Raw genomic sequence first — 18884 nt, 5'->3', positions numbered from 1 at the left:
TATGAGATATTTAACTGCAGGAGAATCACACGGACCGCGTCTGACGGCTATTATCGAAGGAGTTCCCGCTGGCCTTCCTTTGACTGCAGACAACATCAATGAGGATCTTAAGCGACGTCAAGGTGGCTACGGTCGTGGTGGTCGTATGAAGATTGAGACTGACCAGGTTGTCTTTACTTCTGGTGTTCGTCACGGAAAGACGACAGGGGCTCCTATCACCATGGATGTCATTAACAAAGACCACCAAAAATGGCTGGATATCATGTCTGCCGAGGATATTGAGGATAAACTTAAAAGCAAACGAAAAATCACTCATCCTCGCCCAGGTCATGCCGACTTGGTAGGAGGTATCAAATACCGCTTTGATGATTTGCGAAATTCCCTGGAACGTTCATCTGCCCGTGAAACGACTATGCGGGTAGCAGTTGGGGCTGTGGCTAAACGCCTATTGGCTGAGCTTGATATCGAAATTGCTAACCATGTTGTGGTTTTTGGTGGAAAAGAAATCGATGTTCCAGAAAACTTGACAGTCGCAGAGATTAAGAAACTAGCTGCTCAGTCAGAAGTTTCTATCGTTAACCAAGAACGTGATCAAGAAATCAAGGATTATATTGACCAAATCAAACGCGATGGTGATACCATCGGTGGTGTTGTGGAAACCGTTGTTGGAGGAATTCCAGTCGGTCTTGGTTCCTATGTCCAATGGGATAGAAAGCTAGATGCTAGATTGGCACAAGCTGTTGTCTCTATCAATGCCTTTAAAGGTGTGGAGTTTGGACTTGGTTTTAAAGCAGGCTATCTTAAGGGTAGTCAAGTCATGGATGAAATCCTATGGTCACAAGAAGATGGCTATACACGACGGACCAATAATCTCGGTGGTTTTGAAGGTGGTATGACTAATGGACAACCAATTGTTGTTCGTGGCGTTATGAAACCAATTCCCACTCTATATAAACCATTGATGAGCGTGGATATTGAGACCCATGAACCCTATAAGGCAACTGTGGAGAGAAGTGATCCAACTGCTCTTCCTGCTGCTGGGGTAGTAATGGAAGCAGTAGTTGCAACTGTCTTAGCTCAGGAAATTCTAGAAAAATTCTCATCTGATAATTTAGAAGAATTAAAAGAGGCGGTGGATAAACACCGTGAATACAGCAAGAACTTTTAAGGGGTTCCTATGTCAAAAACCATCTATATTGCAGGGCTTGGCTTGATAGGGGCCTCGATGGCTTTGGGGATTAGACGAGATCATCCCGATTATGAAATTTTAGGATATAATCGAAGCAAGTCTTCAAGAGATATTGCATTGGAGCGCGGAATGATTGACCGAGCGACGGATGACTTTGCCAGTTTCGCTCCCCTAGCTGATATCATCATACTGACCCTGCCCATCAAGCAAACCATTGCTTTTATTCAGGAGTTGGCAAGCTTGAACTTGAAAGAAGGGGTTCTTATCTCGGATGCAGGTTCGACCAAGTCGACTATTGTGGATACAGCAGAGGAAAATTTTGCAGGGAAGTCTGTTCGATTTGTCGGTGGACATCCTATGGCAGGGAGTCACAAGACAGGTGCTGCCTCTGCCGATGTCAATCTTTTTGAAAATGCCTACTACATCTTTACTCCTTCTAGTCTGACAACTTCGGATACGCTCGAAGAAATGAAAAATCTACTCTCAGGTCTCCATGCTCGTTTCATTGAAATCGATGCGGCTGAGCATGATAAGGTAACCTCTCAAGTCAGCCATTTTCCTCATATTTTGGCTTCTGGTTTAATGGAGCAGACGGCCCTTTATGCCCAAGAACATGAGTTGGCTGGACGCTTTGCCGCAGGTGGTTTTCGAGATATGACTCGGATTGCTGAGAGTGAACCAGGTATGTGGACTTCTATCCTCTTATCCAATCGAGAGACCATTATTGAACGGATCGAGGATTTCAAGGGGCGTTTGGATGAGATAGGTCAGGCAATCAGGGATGAAGACGAGGGCCAGATTTGGAATTTCTTCAATCAAGCGCGTGAACACAGACAGGCTATGGAAATCCACAAACGTGGAGGAGTAGATAGTTCTTATGATTTGTTTGTTGATATTCCCGATGAGGAGGATGTGATTTTACGCATCTTAGAACTATTAAGAGGAACTTCCCTAGTTAATATCCACATCAATGAAGAAAATCGTGAAGATGTTCATGGGATTCTACAAATTTCATTTAAAAATGCTCAGGATTTGGAAAGAGCTGAGCATGTGATTACAGAAAATACTGACTACACAGTAGTCATCAAATAAGGAGAAAATCATGTCAAATATTTATGATAGTGCAAACGAACTAAGTCGCGGATTACGCGAATTACCTGAATACAAGGCTGTTAAAGAAGCAAAAGATGCTATCCATGCAGATGCAGAAGCTAATAAAATCTTCGAAGATTACATTGCTTTCCAACAAGAAATCCAATTCATGGCACAAACTGGACAGATGCCAGATGGATCTTTCCAAGAAAAAATTGATTCTATTGGTAAGCAAATTGAAGGGAACGACCTAGTTTCAAGTTTCTTTAACAAACAACAACAATTGTCTATTTATCTATCAGATATTGAACGAATTGTTTTTGAACCGATTTCAGAATTGCTAAAATAAAAAATCTATTTTGTTTATGATTTATCGGTATTTTCTCAATCGTATTTTTATTATCGATAACTACTGTATAAGCTAGAATTATTAGCCTGGTCTGTTTAATAATGACTGTGGGAATGATTGTCTTTACTAATAATCAAAATTCAAAACATATTTGAAGGTTTCTAACTATAGAGCTGAGTTAATTGGAACAGAGAAAGATGCAAAGTTTGTCCCTAAAAATCAATTTAACTGATTAGTCTTGTGGGGGATCTCCTATGAAAAAGTTAATTTTACTCTTAATTATCCCTTTATTCTTTTTTATGCCACTAGTGGCGGCTAATATGGTTGTTCCAGATCGACCTTTAAATGGTATATACGATCCTAATGGTTATTTAACCACTAGTGTTGCAGAAACGTTAGAGAGTATGAATGCTGGAAGTGAGACCCAAGTAGGTATTTACATTGTAGATACCCTGGACGGTTCCAGTATCGAGGAGGTAGCCAATGAAGTTGCACGCAAATGGAAAATTGGGAAACAAGATTCCAACAGTGGAATTTTAATCGCTATTGCTATAAAGGATAGGAAGTTTCGTATTGAAACATCCAACGAAGCAGCAATTTGGCTACCTGACTCGAAGGCCAGTTCTTTACTAAATGATTCGAAGCCTTACATGAAAGAAGGGAAATATACTGATGCTCTTAACAGAATTCTAGTAGGCATTTCTAAAGCAGAGTCTAGAAAAGCTGAAATCATAAACAAGAAGGAGAATAATAATACTCGGCTTCCAAAAAGCTTAAAATACATAGCAATAATTTTGGGAATCCTTAAGATAGGCCTTAAGTACATGCCGTTAATTTTCTTGGTTTATGCACTTTTAGCAATTTGGTTCCATTACTTAAAAAGATGCCGCTTTTCTAAGTATGAGTATGAGGGAAAGGGTAAGCTGTATCCAGATTTTCCTGACTTTGTACCTAACGATACGTGGACTGAAGAACGTAAATCGGACTATAAAAAAAATAAGCGTTTAATTAGGTCTCAGTATAACTACGCAGGATATAACAAACTCTATCCAGACTCAAAAGGTTTTCTGCCTAATGATACTTGGACTACATTACTGATAGAAGCATACTACACAGAAGTTAAAAGAAAGCAACTAGATAGGCTGAACCGCTCTCAATACTCTTATAATGGGAAGGGAAAACTCTATCCAAACGATAAAGATTTTGTGAAGAATGCTTCTTGGACTTCCGAGCTCAAAAAAAGCTACTATGCTTCACAAAGAGTACAGTCAAGCTCTTATGGTAGATTTGATTCTTCTACATCTAGATATGATACTGGTAGTTCTAGTTCATCTTGGTCTTCTGATGATTGGGATGGCGGAGGATTTGATGGTGGTGGCTCTTCAGATAGCTGGTAAATTGAAAGTGAAAAAGAATTGCTATTAAAGATCTTTAGGTTGAAATAAATCAAAAAGGTAAAAGTGTATTGAAAAATATTATTAACTATCATAAAGTCAGGAATTTTTAAGAAATTTCTGACTTCTTATGATAAAATAAGAAAAAGTATTGTCAGTATGAGGTCTAGTATGAAGTTAAAAACAACTATTAGCCACTTGAACGGCTCTATTCGGGTACCAGGAGATAAGTCCATCAGTCATCGATCGATTATTTTTGGAAGCTTAGCTGAGGGTGAGACTAAGGTTTATGATATCTTGCGTGGTGAAGATGTCCTATCAACTATGCAAGTTTTTCGTGACCTCGGCGTTGATATTGAAGACAAAGACGGTGTCGTTACCATTCAAGGTGTTGGGCTGAATGGATTGAAAGCCCCTCAGAATGCTCTCGATATGGGGAATTCTGGGACCTCTATTCGTTTAATTTCAGGCGTACTTGCTGGCGCAGACTTTGCAGTAGAGATGTTTGGAGATGACAGTCTTTCCAAACGCCCTATGGACCGAGTGACTCTTCCCCTGAAAAAAATGGGAGTTAGCATTTCTGGCCAAACAGAACGAGACTTGCCACCATTGCACTTAAAAGGAACAAAAACATTAACTCCTATACATTATGAATTGCCAATCGCCTCTGCTCAAGTCAAGTCTGCCTTGATTTTTGCAGCCTTGCAGGCTCAAGGGCAGTCAGTCATTATCGAGAAAGAATGCACACGTAATCACACAGAAGATATGCTGCGTCAATTTGGTGGGGAGTTAAGTGTCGATGGTAAGAAAATCACTGTCCAAGGACCACAGAAACTTAGTGGACAAACGGTTGTTGTTCCAGGAGATATTTCTAGTGCAGCCTTTTGGTTGGTAGCAGGTTTGATTGTACCAAATTCTCGAGTGGAACTTAAGAACGTTGGTATCAATGAAACACGAACAGGGATTCTTGATGTTATTCGGGCTATGGGTGGAAAATTAGAGATTACTGAAATAGACCCAATTGCCAAATCTGCTACCTTGACTGTTGAAACTTCAGATTTGAAGGGAACAGTGATTGGCGGAGCCTTGATTCCACGCCTGATAGATGAATTACCAATTATTGCCCTTCTTGCGACTCAAGCAGAGGGAGTGACGGTTATCAAAGATGCTGAAGAACTTAAAGTCAAAGAGACAGACCGTATTCAGATTGTTGCAGATGCCTTAAATAGCATGGGGGCTGACATTACACCTACAGAGGATGGAATGATTATCAAGGGGCAGTCTGCTCTTCATGGAGCTAGGATCAATACTTTTGGGGATCATCGTATTGGGATGATGACGGCTATTGTAGCCCTCTTAGTAACAGATGGAGAAGTAGAACTTGACCGTGCAGAAGCCATCAATACTAGTTACCCAAGTTTTTTCAATGATTTGGAGACTCTGATTCATGGCTAAAGTATTGCTAGGATTTATGGGAGCAGGTAAATCTACTATTGCCAGAGGACTAGATCCTGATTTTGTGGATATGGATGCTGTGATTGAGCAAGGTATTGGAATGTCCATAGCTGAGTTTTTTGAAGCAAAGGGGGAAGCAGCCTTTCGTCAGGTGGAATCAGAAGTTTTAGCTGATTTGCTAAAAACAGATCTAGTCATTTCAACAGGTGGTGGAGTAGTTGTTTCTTCTAGAAATCGTGATTTACTGAAGGAAAATCCAGACAACATCTACCTAAAAGCAGATTTTGAGACCCTTTACCAGCGAATTTCAGCCGATAAGAACAATCAACGCCCACTATTTTTAAAGAATAGCAAGGAAGATTTGGCTGCGATTTTTGAAGAAAGACAAGCTTGGTATGAAGAAGTGGCTAGTCAGGTTGTAGATGTAGCAACATTAAGTCCAGAAGAAATTATAGAGGAACTGAGATGAAAATTGCCTATCTAGGTCCCAAGGGATCTTTTTCGCACCATGTTGTGCAAACGGCTTTTCCCAACGAGGAACTAGAGCCATTTTCAAATATCACAGATGTCATCAAGGCTTACGAACAGGGCTTGGTTGATTATTCTGTTGTCCCAGTTGAAAATTCCATTGAAGGAAGTGTCCATGAGACCTTAGACTATCTCTATCATCAAGCGAAAATTCAGGCTGTTGCAGAGATAGTACAACCGATTCAACAACAGTTAATGGCTGTTTCTGGGCATTCAACCATCGAAAAAATATTTTCTCATCCGCAGGCACTTGCACAAGGAAAAAAATATATCGACCAGCATTTTCCAAATGCTGAATTAGAAGTAACAGCAAGTACAGCTTATGCAGCTAGATTTGTCTCAGAACATCCAGATCAACCATTTGCAGCCATTGCTCCGAGAAATTCTGCTGATGAATATGGTTTAGAATTGATTGCTGAAGATATCCAAGAGATGGAAGCTAATTTTACTCGTTTTTGGGTCTTAGGTGCACAATTACCGGAGATAGCTTTGCAGTTCTCAACAGAAAAAATGAGTCTGGCAGTTACCTTACCAGACAATTTACCTGGCGCTCTTTATAAGGCGCTCTCGACCTTTGCTTGGCGAGGAATAGACTTGACAAAGATTGAGAGTCGCCCCCTTAAAACTGCTCTTGGTGAATACTTCTTTATTATCGATGTTGATTATAGAGATAAAGATTTAGTTCATTTTGCAAGAGAAGAATTAGAAGCTATTGGAATCCAATATAAAATTTTGGGAGCTTACCCTATTTATACTATACACGATAAAGGGAAGGAGAATCTATGACTAGAGAAAATCCTCTATCTCATCACGAAAAACTACGCTATGATTATCTCTTAAAAAATATTCATTATTTAAATGAAAAGGAACGAATAGAATTTGATTTTTTGCATAGTAAACTAGAAGGTCAGCAGAAAGTTTCTGAGATTAAACCCTATGAAGAACTAGAGGAGTTGCCTCAACAAACCAATAACATAGGCCTTCCAAGTTATGGAAATCGAAGTCGTAGCTCTCGTCATAAAGTTCCCAAGCAAAAAATTAAGAAACAAAAAGTAAAGAAAGAAAAAGTTAAGAAACCTAAGAAACAACGTCGCTTCTCTTTTAAGCGATTGTTTGCTTGGATTTTTACAATTTTACTTTTTGTAGCAATAGGGATGACTCTTATGTTTTTAAAAGGTTTTCAGTCAAGGGAAAATAATAAGCCAAAAGATGCAAAAGCGGCTCAAGTTCAAGTCTTTAATGGGCAGGATACTCGTGATGGGGTTAATATTCTGATTTTGGGTACGGATGGCCGTATTGGACAGAATAGTGCAGAAACACGGACAGATTCCATTATGGTTTTGAATGTCAGTGGTAAGGATAAAAAAATTAAACTTGTTAGTTTTATGCGAGATAACTTAGTCTATATCGATGGCTATAGCCAAGTTATTGATGGTCAGAGACAAGCCGATCATAAATTGAATCTGGCATATGAATTGGGAGAGCAGGAAGGGAACCAAGGAGCTGAGAGAGTACGTAAAGTCCTCAAGGATAATTTTGACTTGGATATCAAATATTACGCTCTTGTAGATTTCCAAGCCTTCGCCACAGCAATTGATACTCTTTTTCCAGATGGAGTTACCATCGATGCGCAATTCTCAACCTTAAATGGTGTCCCAGTCACAGAAGCTACTGTAGGTGATGATCTACATGCGACTGCAACTGAATCTCCAACCCAAACTATTCGAGCTGGTAAGCAACAAATGAATGGTTCTACATTACTTAACTATGCCCGTTTCCGTGATGATGATGAAGGTGATTACGGTAGAACACGGAGACAGCAACAGGTTATGTCAGCAATCTTGCAACAAATTAAGGACCCGACAAAACTATTCACTGGTTCAGAAGCTCTTGGGAAAGTATTTTCTATGACGTCAACAAACCTTCCGTATACTTTCTTACTAACTAATGGCTTGTCTATTTTAGATGGAGCTCAAAATGGTATTGAGAGAGTAACAGTACCAGAACTTGGTGATTGGCAAGACGAATTTGATGTTTACGGTGGTCAAGCCCTTCGTGTAGATCAAAACGCTTATAAAAATAAGCTTGCCCAAATGGGATTGAGATAAAAAATATAGTAAAATCAAAGCTAATGCATCTATTATGATAGGTGATTGGGCTTTGATTTTTCTTATGAATGGATAAGATAATAGGCACTTTTTATGGTATAATAAAATGATACCATTCTATAGAAGAGGACCGGAAAGAGATGAGTGATTTAAAGGCTATTCAGGATCGTAGTTTAGAAATGGCTGAATATTTTGTCGCCTTTTGTAAGGAGCATGATTTGCTCTGTTATTTGTGTGGCGGAGGTGCTATCGGTGCTTTACGTCATAAGGGATTCATTCCTTGGGACGATGATTTAGATTTTTTTATGCCACGTAAGGATTATGAAAAATTAGCAGAGTTGTGGCCTATTTATGCTGATCAGCGTTATTTCCTATCAAAGAGTAGTAAAGATTATGTTGACCGCAATCTTTTCATTACCATTAGAGATAAGGAAACGACTTGTATCAAACCATATCAGAAAGATTTGGATTTACCTCACGGCTTAGCTTTGGACGTTTTACCTCTGGACTATTACCCTAAAAATCCAGCAGAGCGTAAGAAACAGGTCTGTTGGGCTTTGATTTATTCTCTATTTTGTGCACAAACCATTCCAGAAAAGCATGGAGCTCTCATGAAATGGGGAAGTGCAATTTTACTTGGTATGACACCCAAATCTCTAAGATACCAAATCTGGAAAAAAGCTGAGAAAGAAATGACCAAGTATGGACTTTCTGAAAGTGATGGCATTACAGAATTATGTTCAGGCCCTGGCTATATGAAAAACAAATATCCAATTCAGGCCTTTGAAGACAACATATTCCTACCATTCGAAGGAACAGAAATGCCTATTCCTGTTGGTTATGATGCTTATCTTAGCATTGCTTTTGGTGACTACATGACACCGCCACCAGCTGACAAGCAAGTACCTCATCATGATGCTGTAATCGCTGATATGGATAAGAGTTATAGAGAATATATGGGAGAATATAATGCAAGAAAAAATTAGTATCATTGTTCCAGTTTATAATGTAGAAGCTTATTTGGAACGCTGTGTAGAGTCAATTCTGACACAGACTTATACCAATTTTGAATTGCTCCTTATAAATGATGGTTCGACAGATAAGAGTGGTGACTTATGTGATCAACTGGCTTCTAAAAATGAGAATATCAAGGTTTTTCATCTTGAGAATGCTGGAGTCTCCAATGCTAGAAATGTAGGTATCAAAAACTCAACTGGAGAATGGATTACTTTTATTGATAGTGATGATTATATTACGCCAGATTACTTGGAAACTTTAATAAGCGCAGTAAGATCAGATATTTCTGTTGGTTTCTCAGTTGCTCGTGTGCATCATGTAAAAAATGGTCAGATAACAGATTTGCCTGAATTTTCAGGTCAAGAGTCAATATGGTCTGCTGAGCAAACCATGAAAGAATTATTGATGACTACTCGAACTTCTTTTTTCCCTGTTGCAAAATTATTTAATAAGCAATTGATCGAAAATTTTAGATTCAGTACAGATTATCATTTAGCAGAAGATGCTCTATTCTTAACAGAAGTTTTACTTGAAACAAAATGTAATAGTGTTTTTATAGATAAACCAATATACTATTATGACCATAGAGAGGGAAGCGCAACTACATCTGTGAATAGTCATGTTTTTGATACTATAGAAGTATATAAAATTATTATTCCTAAAGTTTATCAATGTTTCCCTCAATTGAAACCCGAATTAGTAAATAGAGAATCTTGGTCTTATATTACAGTCTACGATAAAATAATCTTCACAGATTCGACAGAATATAAAAAAGAGAAAACTCAATTGAGAAAGTGGATACTTAGTCATATCTCAGAAATATTGAGAGATCCTTATTTTACTAGTTTTCGGAAAATAGCCATTTTGTCACTAAGAATTTCTCCATGGATTTATAGACAAATTGTAGGCTTGAATAAATAATGTCATTAAAGGAGTTGAAAATGAATTTTTCAAAAATGAATGAATGCTTTGAAAAATCAAAACTATGGATATCGTATCTTTTTGTTTTCATTTCGATTTTAAGTATGAGTTCGTTAATTTATAAAGTAACCAACCCTGTCTATAAGGGACTTTCAGCAATCGTTGTTCTGTCAATTTGTTTAACTTTATTTTTTAATTGGAAACGAATAGAGATAGATAAAAAGTTTCTTACCCTATTTGGTCTTTTAGTAGGTAGCCACTTTTTATCAGCGCTCATTAATCGTTCTGGGCACCTGCTTGGAAATATGGTTGAAATTTTCTTTATGCTGGCTTATGTTTTATTATTTACCATGGTAAAACCTGATCAGCTAAGGAAGTTACTAGGTATGATTGCAGGAACCATACAGATTGTCTCTTTTACTTCGGCTATATTTGCTTTTATTTTATTACTTTCAAGAGTCTTAATTTTATTTCAAATTGGAGAGAATTCTTATTATTACGGAGTAATGAATGGACGATTATGGGGATTTGTCAACCCAAATGCTAGTGCAATTTTCTCATACATTAGTATAGTTTTTGCTATGTATTTAATTCATAAGGGAAGCAAATACTCTGTTTATCTTAAAATTAATAATGTCATTCAGTTAGTTTATTTTGCAACTATGCAGAGTAGAGGAGCTCTCTTATCTGTCATACTGATGCTTGGTATGTATTGTCTTTTTGTAACCAGAGGAAATCTTGTTAAAAAGTGGGTCACTTTTCTAGTGGCTGCCTTACTATTCACGGGTGCAAACATTGGAATAAGTTATGCCACTTCTGTTTATATTTCGGCTGCCAAAGCTACTGTGATAGATTTAGAAAAAGGTGAATCTTATTCTGAAACTGATTCGGATGTTGCTAAGAAAAATGGAGAACTTCACTTGATTGAAACGACTCCAAGTGGGCGAACTTACATTTGGAAAAACGCAATCAAAATGGGAAGTGCTAGACCTCTATTTGGTTATGGTGTTCGAAACGTTTCAGATTATTATACAAAGTATTTTAGTAAATTTGAAATTGAAAACTCGCTTATTGGCGGTAATTTCCACAATATCTTTGTTACTATTTTTGTGAGTTCTGGATTCTTGGGTCTAATTTCTTTCGTACTTATCGTTGCTTATGTTGGTTTCCGATTTGTTTCTTATTTGGTTAAATCAAAGAAAAATAGTGAAAAACTGATTATGATTCTATTCTTTGGAATTTTATTTGGTCAGCTGTTTGAAAGTCAAATTATGTATTCGACTAACTTCATCAACATCATTTTCTGGTTAGTGGTAGGATATGGTCTAATGATTTGTGAGAAAGAAAAAAATATCCGTTACGTGGAAGTAACAGATATTTCTGAAATTCAACAAATGGAGTTAGGAATCATGGAGTATATCCATGACGTGTGTCATAAAATTGGTGTCCAATACTTCTTGTCCTATGGTAGTTTAATTGGGGCTGTTCGTCATAAAGGTTTTATTCCTTGGGATGATGACATGGATATTTGTATGCTTCGTGATGATTACGAAAAGCTGCAAGATTATATGATTGCACATCCAGACGAGCGCTATGAATTAATGTCTTATAAAAATAATGTCAACTATGTCTATCCATTCATGAAAGTTCAAGATAATCATACCTATTTGGTAGAAGAAGATGTTCGAATTGATTCAGACATGGGAATTTATGTTGATATTTTCCCTGTTGACGGGTATGAAGATGATCAGGCATTTAAAGATAAGATGACTAAGATTATTAAAAAGCGTCAATTAAGTTGTTACACTTTCAAAGGAATTACGAATACTAAAAGTGTAGTAAATTCAATTATCCGCTATATTTCTGTTATTATCTTTTATTTCACTAACACAAATAAGTATGTTGCCCAAATTGATGAGCTTGCTAAATCTAGAAAAGTAGAAGATTATGAACTTGTAGACTATGTTATTTATAAAGATATGAATAAGCCTGTTTGGAAACGTAAATGGGTAGAACAAGTTGAAAGTGGTAGCTTTGAAGGTAAGGAATTTATGATTCCAAAACATTATCATGAAATTCTAACTTCAGATTATGGAGATTACATGCAGTTACCTCCAGTTGAGCAGAGAGTATCTCACCATGATTTCAAATTGTGGAAGATTATAGGGAAGTAATAGATTTTTGTTAAAATAAAAAAGAAGTAAAGATTAGGAGTGACAAATAATGTCAGAAAGAATCTTAAGACTTGAAGAAATCAAGCAAATTGAGCTTGGAATTCTAGAATACTTACACCAAGTTTGTGAAAAACATGATATCAAATATTTTATCGATTTTGGAACTTTATTAGGAGCAGTTCGTCACAAAGGTTTTATTCCTTGGGATGATGATACAGACATTTCGTTAGCTAGAGATGAATTTGAAAAGTTATATGCTGTTCTAAAAAATGATGATCACCCATACTATAAGCTGATTTCTTTCAGAGAAACTAAAGGTTATCCATATAGTTATATGCGTGTTTACGATATTCGAACACGGAGAGATTCGAATCTTTTAGATTCAAGTGTTGTTCTTGGAACTTGTGTAGATGTCTTCCCGTACGATGGTCTTGTTACAGATGAACAAGATCGTAAGAAAATGAAACTCTATAAACAACTAATTCGTCTATCGTCTTTAAACTTTAAAGGAATTAAATACGAAAACGGAGGGATTAAAAATCTTCCTCGATATATTGCGTCAGCAATATTCAGATTTACATCTCCTCAATTCTGGAATCAAAAGCTAGAACAACTTGCCTTAAAATACAGTGTTGAAAACTCTACAGACTTAGTTTGTTCAACTTATGACTCTTACTATCCAGCCGGTATAAAAAAAGAATGGTTATATGATACAATTGATATGCCATATGAAAATCTAATCTTAAAAGTACCTAGAAGATATCATGAGGTTCTTGTCTATGAGTTTGGTGAAGATTATATGACTCCACCCCCTGCTGACCAACAGACACCAGGGAATGAAAAGAATTATTGGATTGACAAATAAAGTATTTTAATAATCATTAAGAAAGATGTGTGTGCTATGAAAAAGATAAAAAAGACACTTTTATGTAGTTCTCTACTGTTAACCGTATTAGCAAGTCAGTCTATATCGGTTAATGCTGATACTATTTCAACTGGTTCAGGGGATCGGATTCACTTTATCAATACAAAAGCTAAATCAGGAAGTGATGCTATATTACTAGAAAGTAATGGGCATTACGCTCTGATTGATATGGGAGAAGATTACGATTTTCCTGATGGAACTGATACACGATACCCAAATCGCTGGGGAATTTCCATGAGAAATTATCAAGTGTTGGAAGATCGCTTAATTCGTCATCTTGACCAAGTCGGAGTTAAAAAATTAGACTTTATCTTAGGAACTCATGTCCATAGCGACCATATTGGGGCAGCGGATGAAGTTCTTAGTCGCTATCAGGTGGATAGATTCTATCTGAAAAAATATGCTGATGAACGAATTACAAGCTCTTGGGGATTGTGGGATAATCTGTTTAATTACGATAATGCCCTCCGTGCAGCACAAAGTAAAGGTGTAACTCTTATTCAAGATATAAAGGATGAGGATAGCCATTTCAAGTTAGGAAACATGGATATCCAACTCTATAATTATAAAAATGAGTATGGACCAGACGGGAAACTTAAAAAAGTTCTTGATGATAACTCCAATTCAATCGTTGCAGTTGTCACAGTCGCAGGAAAGAAAATATACCTAGGAGGGGACCTAGATAATGCTGAAGGTGCAGAGGATAAGTTAGGTCCAGTTATTGGAAAAGTGGACATGATGAAATGGAATCACCACTATGATGCCAAAATATCAAATACTAAAGCTTTTATCGATAATCTTTCTCCAAGCATGATTATCCAAACTACTGGAGGAGATATCAACCTTGCTTCGACAAAAAATTATCTTCAAGAGAAAAACATCCAGGTTGTCCGTGCATCTAGCAAAACTCAAGATGCAACAGTATTTGATATTAGTAATCAAGGATTTACTAATGTCTCAAATTCTTTCCCTGATATTCCTAAAGTTGATGCGAATTGGTATCAGGAAGGTGGATATTGGAAATATCGTCTTTCAGATGGACAAATGGCGATTGGTTGGCAAGAAATTGATGGAGCAACTTATTTCTTTAACGGAAAAGGACAAAAACAAACTAGCCGTTGGCTGCATTTAAAAGATAGTAGTGTAAATCTCGAAGGAAATTGGTACTATCTTAACGATGATGGTAAAATGCAGACAGGTGGATGGTTTAAACATGATGATGCATGGTATTATATCCAATCAGATGGTGCAAGACGTTATGATCAGCTAGCTGAAATAGGTGGTAAAAAGTACCTATTCGATAAAGATGGTAAAATGCTTACTGGCTCACAAGTCTTTAATGGTAAGAAAATGTTCTTTGCAAGTAGTGGAGCTTTACAGACGGATGAGACAGGCTCTGGTTGGCAAAAAATTGAATCAAACTGGTACTACTTTGATGAAGATGGAAAACACATAGTTGGTAAAAAGGAAATCAATGGAGTACACTACTACTTTGATAATAAGGGAGTTATGCAAACAGGTTGGGCCTTGATTGGAGGGCATTGGAGCTATTTTGCAAGTTCCGGAGCAATGAAAACAGGCTGGATCAAGGATAAAGATACTTGGTATTACTTAGATAAAGAAGGAATTATGCTAACAGGCCTGCAAGAAATCGAAGGCACTCACTATTATCTAAATGCAAGTGGAGCCATGCAAACAGGTTGGAAATGGTTCGATAATCATTATAGTTACTTCACAAGCAGTGGAGCAATGAAAACAGGTTGGTTCAAAGATAATGGTCTTTGGTACTATTTGGATAAAGAAGGAATTATGCAAACTGGCCTGCAAGAAATCGAAGGCACTCGCTACTATCTAAATGCAAGTGGAGCTATGCAAACAGGCTGGAAGTGGTTCGATAATCATTATAGCTACTTCACAAGCAGTGGAGCTATGAAAACAGGTTGGTTCAACGAAAACGGCCTTTGGTATTATCTAGATAAAGAAGGTATCATGCAAACTGGCCTACAAGAAATCGAAGGTACTCGCTACTATCTAAATGCGAGTGGAGCCATGCAAACAGGCTGGAAATGGTTCGATGACTCATACAGATACTTTACAAATAGTGGAGCAATGAAGACAGGTTGGCTCAAAGAAAATGGTCTTTGGTACTACCTTGATACTGAAACTGGTCAGATGGCTACAGGAATCCATAAAGTAAATGATGAAACTTACTATTTTGATGCTAATGGAGCTATGCAGACTGGATGGAAACAACTTGATGGTAAATGGTATTACTTCCAAACAGATGGTTCACTTTTAAGAAATGGCACAACACCTGATGGCTACAAGGTTAATGCAGAAGGAGTTTGGTCAACAAGTAAATCTGAGGAAACAACTCAAGAGACGAAGGATGAACACAAACAGGACAAAGTCACTGAAACAAATCAGGCTGTTACAAAAGAGATCAATATCGAGAAAAACTCTTCTGTCGTAAATGAAAAAGATCAGGCTTCAGAACTAGTATCAGAAACAACTGAAGAAAAAAATTAGATATTATCTGATTTAAAAATAAAGAAAAACACCTTTAAAGGTGTTTTTCTTTATCCTCTTTTAAGTTTGGCACGCGCTAAACCGAGTGCATAGTGAAGGGTTTTGTCTTTTAAAACAAAGAGTGTGAATCCGTAATAAATACCACAGGTTATTACCGTGCATAAAACCATACTGAGCATATTCACATTGACTGTGTAACTATGAACTTGGAAGATGGTTTTAAAGATATAATAAATAGGAATGAAACCTAGTGACACGATTGTATATCGAGCCAGAGTTGTAAAAATTTCTTTTAATTCTAATAATTTGTGTTTCTGAATAAAATAAATTTCAAGTAGAACTACAATTGCTTCGGCAATAATTGTTGTACCAATGTAGTATTCTGGAGTAAAAATGTTATTGAAAAGGAGAAGTGAATTTAGAATCACATTGGCTCCACCTCCAATAAAGTAAAAGGCTGTTAAACGATTTTCGTGATCATTGATAAAAATAATCTGTTTTCCAAGGATTAATTCAATAGCCCAGATGATTGTTCGAAACGCGAATACACTTGTTACGATACCAGCTTCTATATATTTTTCGGAAGAGTAGATTACTGCAGCATAAGTTCCCAGAATCATAATTCCAATACTAGTTGGTATCATGAGGAAGTAGAATAGAGAAGCTCCTTGGTTAACAAGATATTTATATGATTGATAATCTTTCTTTCCTAGATAATAACCAAGTCGAGGGATACTAACATTAATAGCTCCACTTAGGACGCTAGCAATTAGCATAACAATACTTGAAGCAATAGTGTAGTATGAAATATAATTCTCGTCAGGTCCTTTAGTGATGAACATGCGATCAAGCAAAGTATAGAGCATATTGGCATTTGCTAGAAGGAGCATAGTGAGAAGAGGTTTTGATGCTTTAAGGAGCTCGATGAATTCAATCTTTACGAAGGAAACCTCTCGTTTAATCCAAAGAAAGCTGAGTAGATAGTTGATAATGGTTGTCGCACTCATGATTGTGGCATAAGGAACAATATCATCAGGTGACTTAACGAAGGCGAAGATTGCAACTAACATTCCTATACGAATAACTAGTGTTTTATATAGGATAAAAGAATAATTCTCATAGGCTTCATTCATCCACTCGATATTCAGAAATTGGAAGAGGGCTTGGATTCCAAGAATATAGTATAAGATTTTTAGATTGACAATACTGGTGTCAAAATGAATGAAGAGGAAGTAAATTGCAGTTGTCAGAATAGAAGTAATTAGGGAAATATAGAATAACTTAGAAAAGACGTAGTTAATCTGATTTTTATCATCCTTGACTTTACTGATCGCTCGAATACCGTAATTGTATATTCCAAATGCAGCGAGGGGAATGATAAAACTGGCCCAAGTATTGGCAGTATTGAAATAACCGTAATTCGACTTGCTAAGAATCCGCGTCAGATAAGGATTTGTAATCAGGGGAAAGACGATGTTTAGAATATTGACCAGTAAGCTAGCCAACGCATTAATTTTTATATTTTTCATGAAATTTTCTTTCTTACATACTAAAATAGATACTAGTATTATATCACATTCCAACGTCATTCTTTTGATAAAATCTTTAAAATCTAGTATAATAGATAGAACTGAAAGTATGAGGTTACTAGATATGAAAATGAAACAAATCAGTGATACCACACTAAAAATTACCATGTCTTTAGAAGATTTGATGGATAGAGGAATGGAAATCGCAGATTTTCTTGTTCCACAAGAAAAAACAGAAGAGTTCTTTTATGCTATCTTGGATGAGTTAGAGATGCCAGACAGTTTCTTGGATACAGGAATGCTCAGTTTTCGAGTGACTCCTAAGCCTGACAAAGTGGATGTCTTTGTGACCAAGTCTAAGATTGATCAGAATTTGGATTTTGAGGATTTGGCGGATCTTCCGGACATGGAAGAATTGTCAAAAATGTCTCCAGATGAGTTTTTGAAAACTTTAGAAAAAACTCTTGCAGAGAAAACAAAAGACGACATTGAAGCTATTCAGTCTTTGGAACAGGTTGAAAAAGAGGAAGAGGAAGTGGAAGAAAGCGAAGGAGATGTAGAGGAGGCTTCGGATTTCCAAGAAGAGTCCACTAAAGAGCCCTATATCTACTATATTCTCCACTTTGACAATTTGGCAAGCTTAGTCTCTTTCTCAAAGACAGTGGATTTTGAGATGGAGACTTCGGAACTCTATAAGATGAATAATCAATATTATTTAACAATCCTAGTAGATATTGAAAATCATCCTAAACCATATCCTGCTTGGCTATTAGCCCGAATGAGAGAGTATGCTGATGATAGTGATCTGAGTCGTTCAGTATTGCAGGAGTATGGTCAAATCTTAATTAACCATGATGCCGTGCAAGGGCTACAAAAGGTACAATAAGAATAAAGAAGCAGAGAATGACTGATCTCTGCTTTTTAATTTTCTCATATATTTTAGATATAATTAGAGCTGAAAATTCCTTAAGAATTAAGCTGAAATGAGATAAAAATTGTCGTCAAAATACGCAGACATTATAGGCTTTAGAAAGTTATCTTATTTGCATCACATATCTTGCTATAATGCTGAAAAAACGGTATCATAGAATGGTGTAAGTGAGGTGAACTATGGACCAAGTAAGGATACAAAGAGAGGTAGAGGAAATCCTTGAGGATGTACTAGCTAAAGCTTGTCTGCATGAAGGCTCTATCTTCGTTTTAGGGCTTTCTTCTAGTGAAGTGATAGGAGGACATATTGGAAAAGCCTCCAGTCAAGAAATTGGGGAACTAATTGTCGAAAAGATTTTAGACATCCTATCATCTAAAGGGATTCATCTTGCTGTTCAAGGATGTGAACATGTAAATCGAGCCCTTGTAGTAGAGAGAGAAGTTGCCATCAAATACCATTTGGAAATAGTCAGTGTACTACCTACATTACATGCCGGAGGTTCTGGTCAATTGGCAGCCTTTCGGTATATGAAAGATCCAGTTGAAGTCGAATTTATAAAAGCAGATGCAGGTCTAGATATTGGTGATACTTCTATAGGCATGCATGTCAAACATGTTCAGGTGCCAATTCGACCAATTTTGAAAGAGATTGGCCAAGCTCATGTAACTGCACTAGCTAGTCGTCCCAAGCTTATTGGAGGAGCGCGTGCTCAATACCCACAAGATTATATTAGGAAATTGTAA

Annotated in this window: 16 protein-coding genes; 15 read left to right on the top strand and 1 reads right to left on the bottom strand. The window is 37.0% G+C overall.

Annotated elements, in window-relative coordinates; genetic code table 11:
* Position 1: 1 nt before the first annotated feature.
* From aroC to QM847_RS03940, 13 genes are all read left to right on the top strand, one after another.
* Entirely contained in the window at positions 2 to 1168 is a 1167-nt protein-coding gene (aroC, locus tag QM847_RS04000; protein WP_414353992.1) for a chorismate synthase, read from the top strand.
* A 9-nt stretch (positions 1169 to 1177) separates the two neighbouring features.
* Complete coding sequence (locus QM847_RS03995) at positions 1178 to 2281, top strand: prephenate dehydrogenase (RefSeq protein WP_414353990.1); 1104 nt, start codon at positions 1178 to 1180, stop codon at positions 2279 to 2281.
* A 10-nt stretch (positions 2282 to 2291) separates the two neighbouring features.
* Positions 2292 to 2630, top strand: coding sequence for a YlbF/YmcA family competence regulator (locus QM847_RS03990; protein ID WP_414353988.1), 339 nt, complete (start codon positions 2292 to 2294; stop codon positions 2628 to 2630).
* Between the two features lie 254 nt (positions 2631 to 2884).
* Positions 2885 to 4027 carry a TPM domain-containing protein gene (locus QM847_RS03985; RefSeq protein ID WP_414353986.1) on the top strand — a complete coding sequence of 381 codons (1143 nt, stop codon included), beginning with the start codon at positions 2885 to 2887 and terminating at the stop codon, positions 4025 to 4027.
* A 168-nt stretch (positions 4028 to 4195) separates the two neighbouring features.
* Positions 4196 to 5479: a 3-phosphoshikimate 1-carboxyvinyltransferase gene (aroA, locus tag QM847_RS03980; protein WP_414353985.1), complete on the top strand. Its 1284-nt coding sequence runs from the start codon at positions 4196 to 4198 to the stop codon at positions 5477 to 5479.
* On the top strand, positions 5472 to 5948 hold the full coding sequence (locus QM847_RS03975) for a shikimate kinase (protein ID WP_414353983.1): 477 nt from the start codon (positions 5472 to 5474) through the stop codon (positions 5946 to 5948). The genes aroA and QM847_RS03975 overlap by 8 nt, the downstream gene beginning before the upstream one ends.
* A complete protein-coding gene (gene pheA / locus QM847_RS03970) occupies positions 5945 to 6793 on the top strand; it encodes a prephenate dehydratase (RefSeq protein ID WP_414353981.1) in 849 nt (282 codons plus the stop codon). Before QM847_RS03975 ends, pheA begins: the two co-directional genes overlap by 4 nt.
* A complete protein-coding gene (locus QM847_RS03965; protein WP_414353979.1) occupies positions 6790 to 8115 on the top strand; it encodes an LCP family protein in 1326 nt (441 codons plus the stop codon). The genes pheA and QM847_RS03965 overlap by 4 nt, the downstream gene beginning before the upstream one ends.
* Before the next feature lie 140 nt (positions 8116 to 8255).
* Positions 8256 to 9101, top strand: coding sequence for a LicD family protein (locus tag QM847_RS03960; protein WP_414353977.1), 846 nt, complete (start codon positions 8256 to 8258; stop codon positions 9099 to 9101).
* Positions 9082 to 10053, top strand: coding sequence for a glycosyltransferase family 2 protein (locus QM847_RS03955; RefSeq protein ID WP_414354358.1), 972 nt, complete (start codon positions 9082 to 9084; stop codon positions 10051 to 10053). Before QM847_RS03960 ends, QM847_RS03955 begins: the two co-directional genes overlap by 20 nt.
* Before the next feature lie 20 nt (positions 10054 to 10073).
* Positions 10074 to 12227 carry a LicD family protein gene (locus QM847_RS03950; protein WP_414353975.1) on the top strand — a complete coding sequence of 718 codons (2154 nt, stop codon included), beginning with the start codon at positions 10074 to 10076 and terminating at the stop codon, positions 12225 to 12227.
* 49 nt (positions 12228 to 12276) lie between these two features.
* Positions 12277 to 13092 carry a LicD family protein gene (locus QM847_RS03945; RefSeq protein WP_414353974.1) on the top strand — a complete coding sequence of 272 codons (816 nt, stop codon included), beginning with the start codon at positions 12277 to 12279 and terminating at the stop codon, positions 13090 to 13092.
* 36 nt (positions 13093 to 13128) lie between these two features.
* Positions 13129 to 15681: an MBL fold metallo-hydrolase gene (locus QM847_RS03940; RefSeq protein WP_414353973.1), complete on the top strand. Its 2553-nt coding sequence runs from the start codon at positions 13129 to 13131 to the stop codon at positions 15679 to 15681.
* 50 nt (positions 15682 to 15731) lie between these two features.
* Here QM847_RS03940 and QM847_RS03935 read toward each other — a convergent pair whose 3' ends face one another.
* A complete protein-coding gene (locus QM847_RS03935) occupies positions 15732 to 17210 on the bottom strand; it encodes an oligosaccharide flippase family protein (protein ID WP_414353972.1) in 1479 nt (492 codons plus the stop codon).
* Positions 17211 to 17334: 124 nt separating this feature from the next.
* On the opposite strand from QM847_RS03935, the gene mecA reads away from it, so the two are divergent.
* Positions 17335 to 18096 carry an adaptor protein MecA gene (gene mecA / locus QM847_RS03930; protein ID WP_414353971.1) on the top strand — a complete coding sequence of 254 codons (762 nt, stop codon included), beginning with the start codon at positions 17335 to 17337 and terminating at the stop codon, positions 18094 to 18096.
* A gap of 224 nt (positions 18097 to 18320) precedes the next feature.
* Entirely contained in the window at positions 18321 to 18884 is a 564-nt protein-coding gene (locus tag QM847_RS03925) for a TIGR01440 family protein (RefSeq protein ID WP_414353970.1), read from the top strand.

The organism is Streptococcus timonensis, assembly GCF_047463455.1.
Taxonomy (GTDB): domain Bacteria; phylum Bacillota; class Bacilli; order Lactobacillales; family Streptococcaceae; genus Streptococcus; species Streptococcus timonensis_B.
This window is presented reverse-complemented; position numbering and strand designations above follow the sequence as displayed.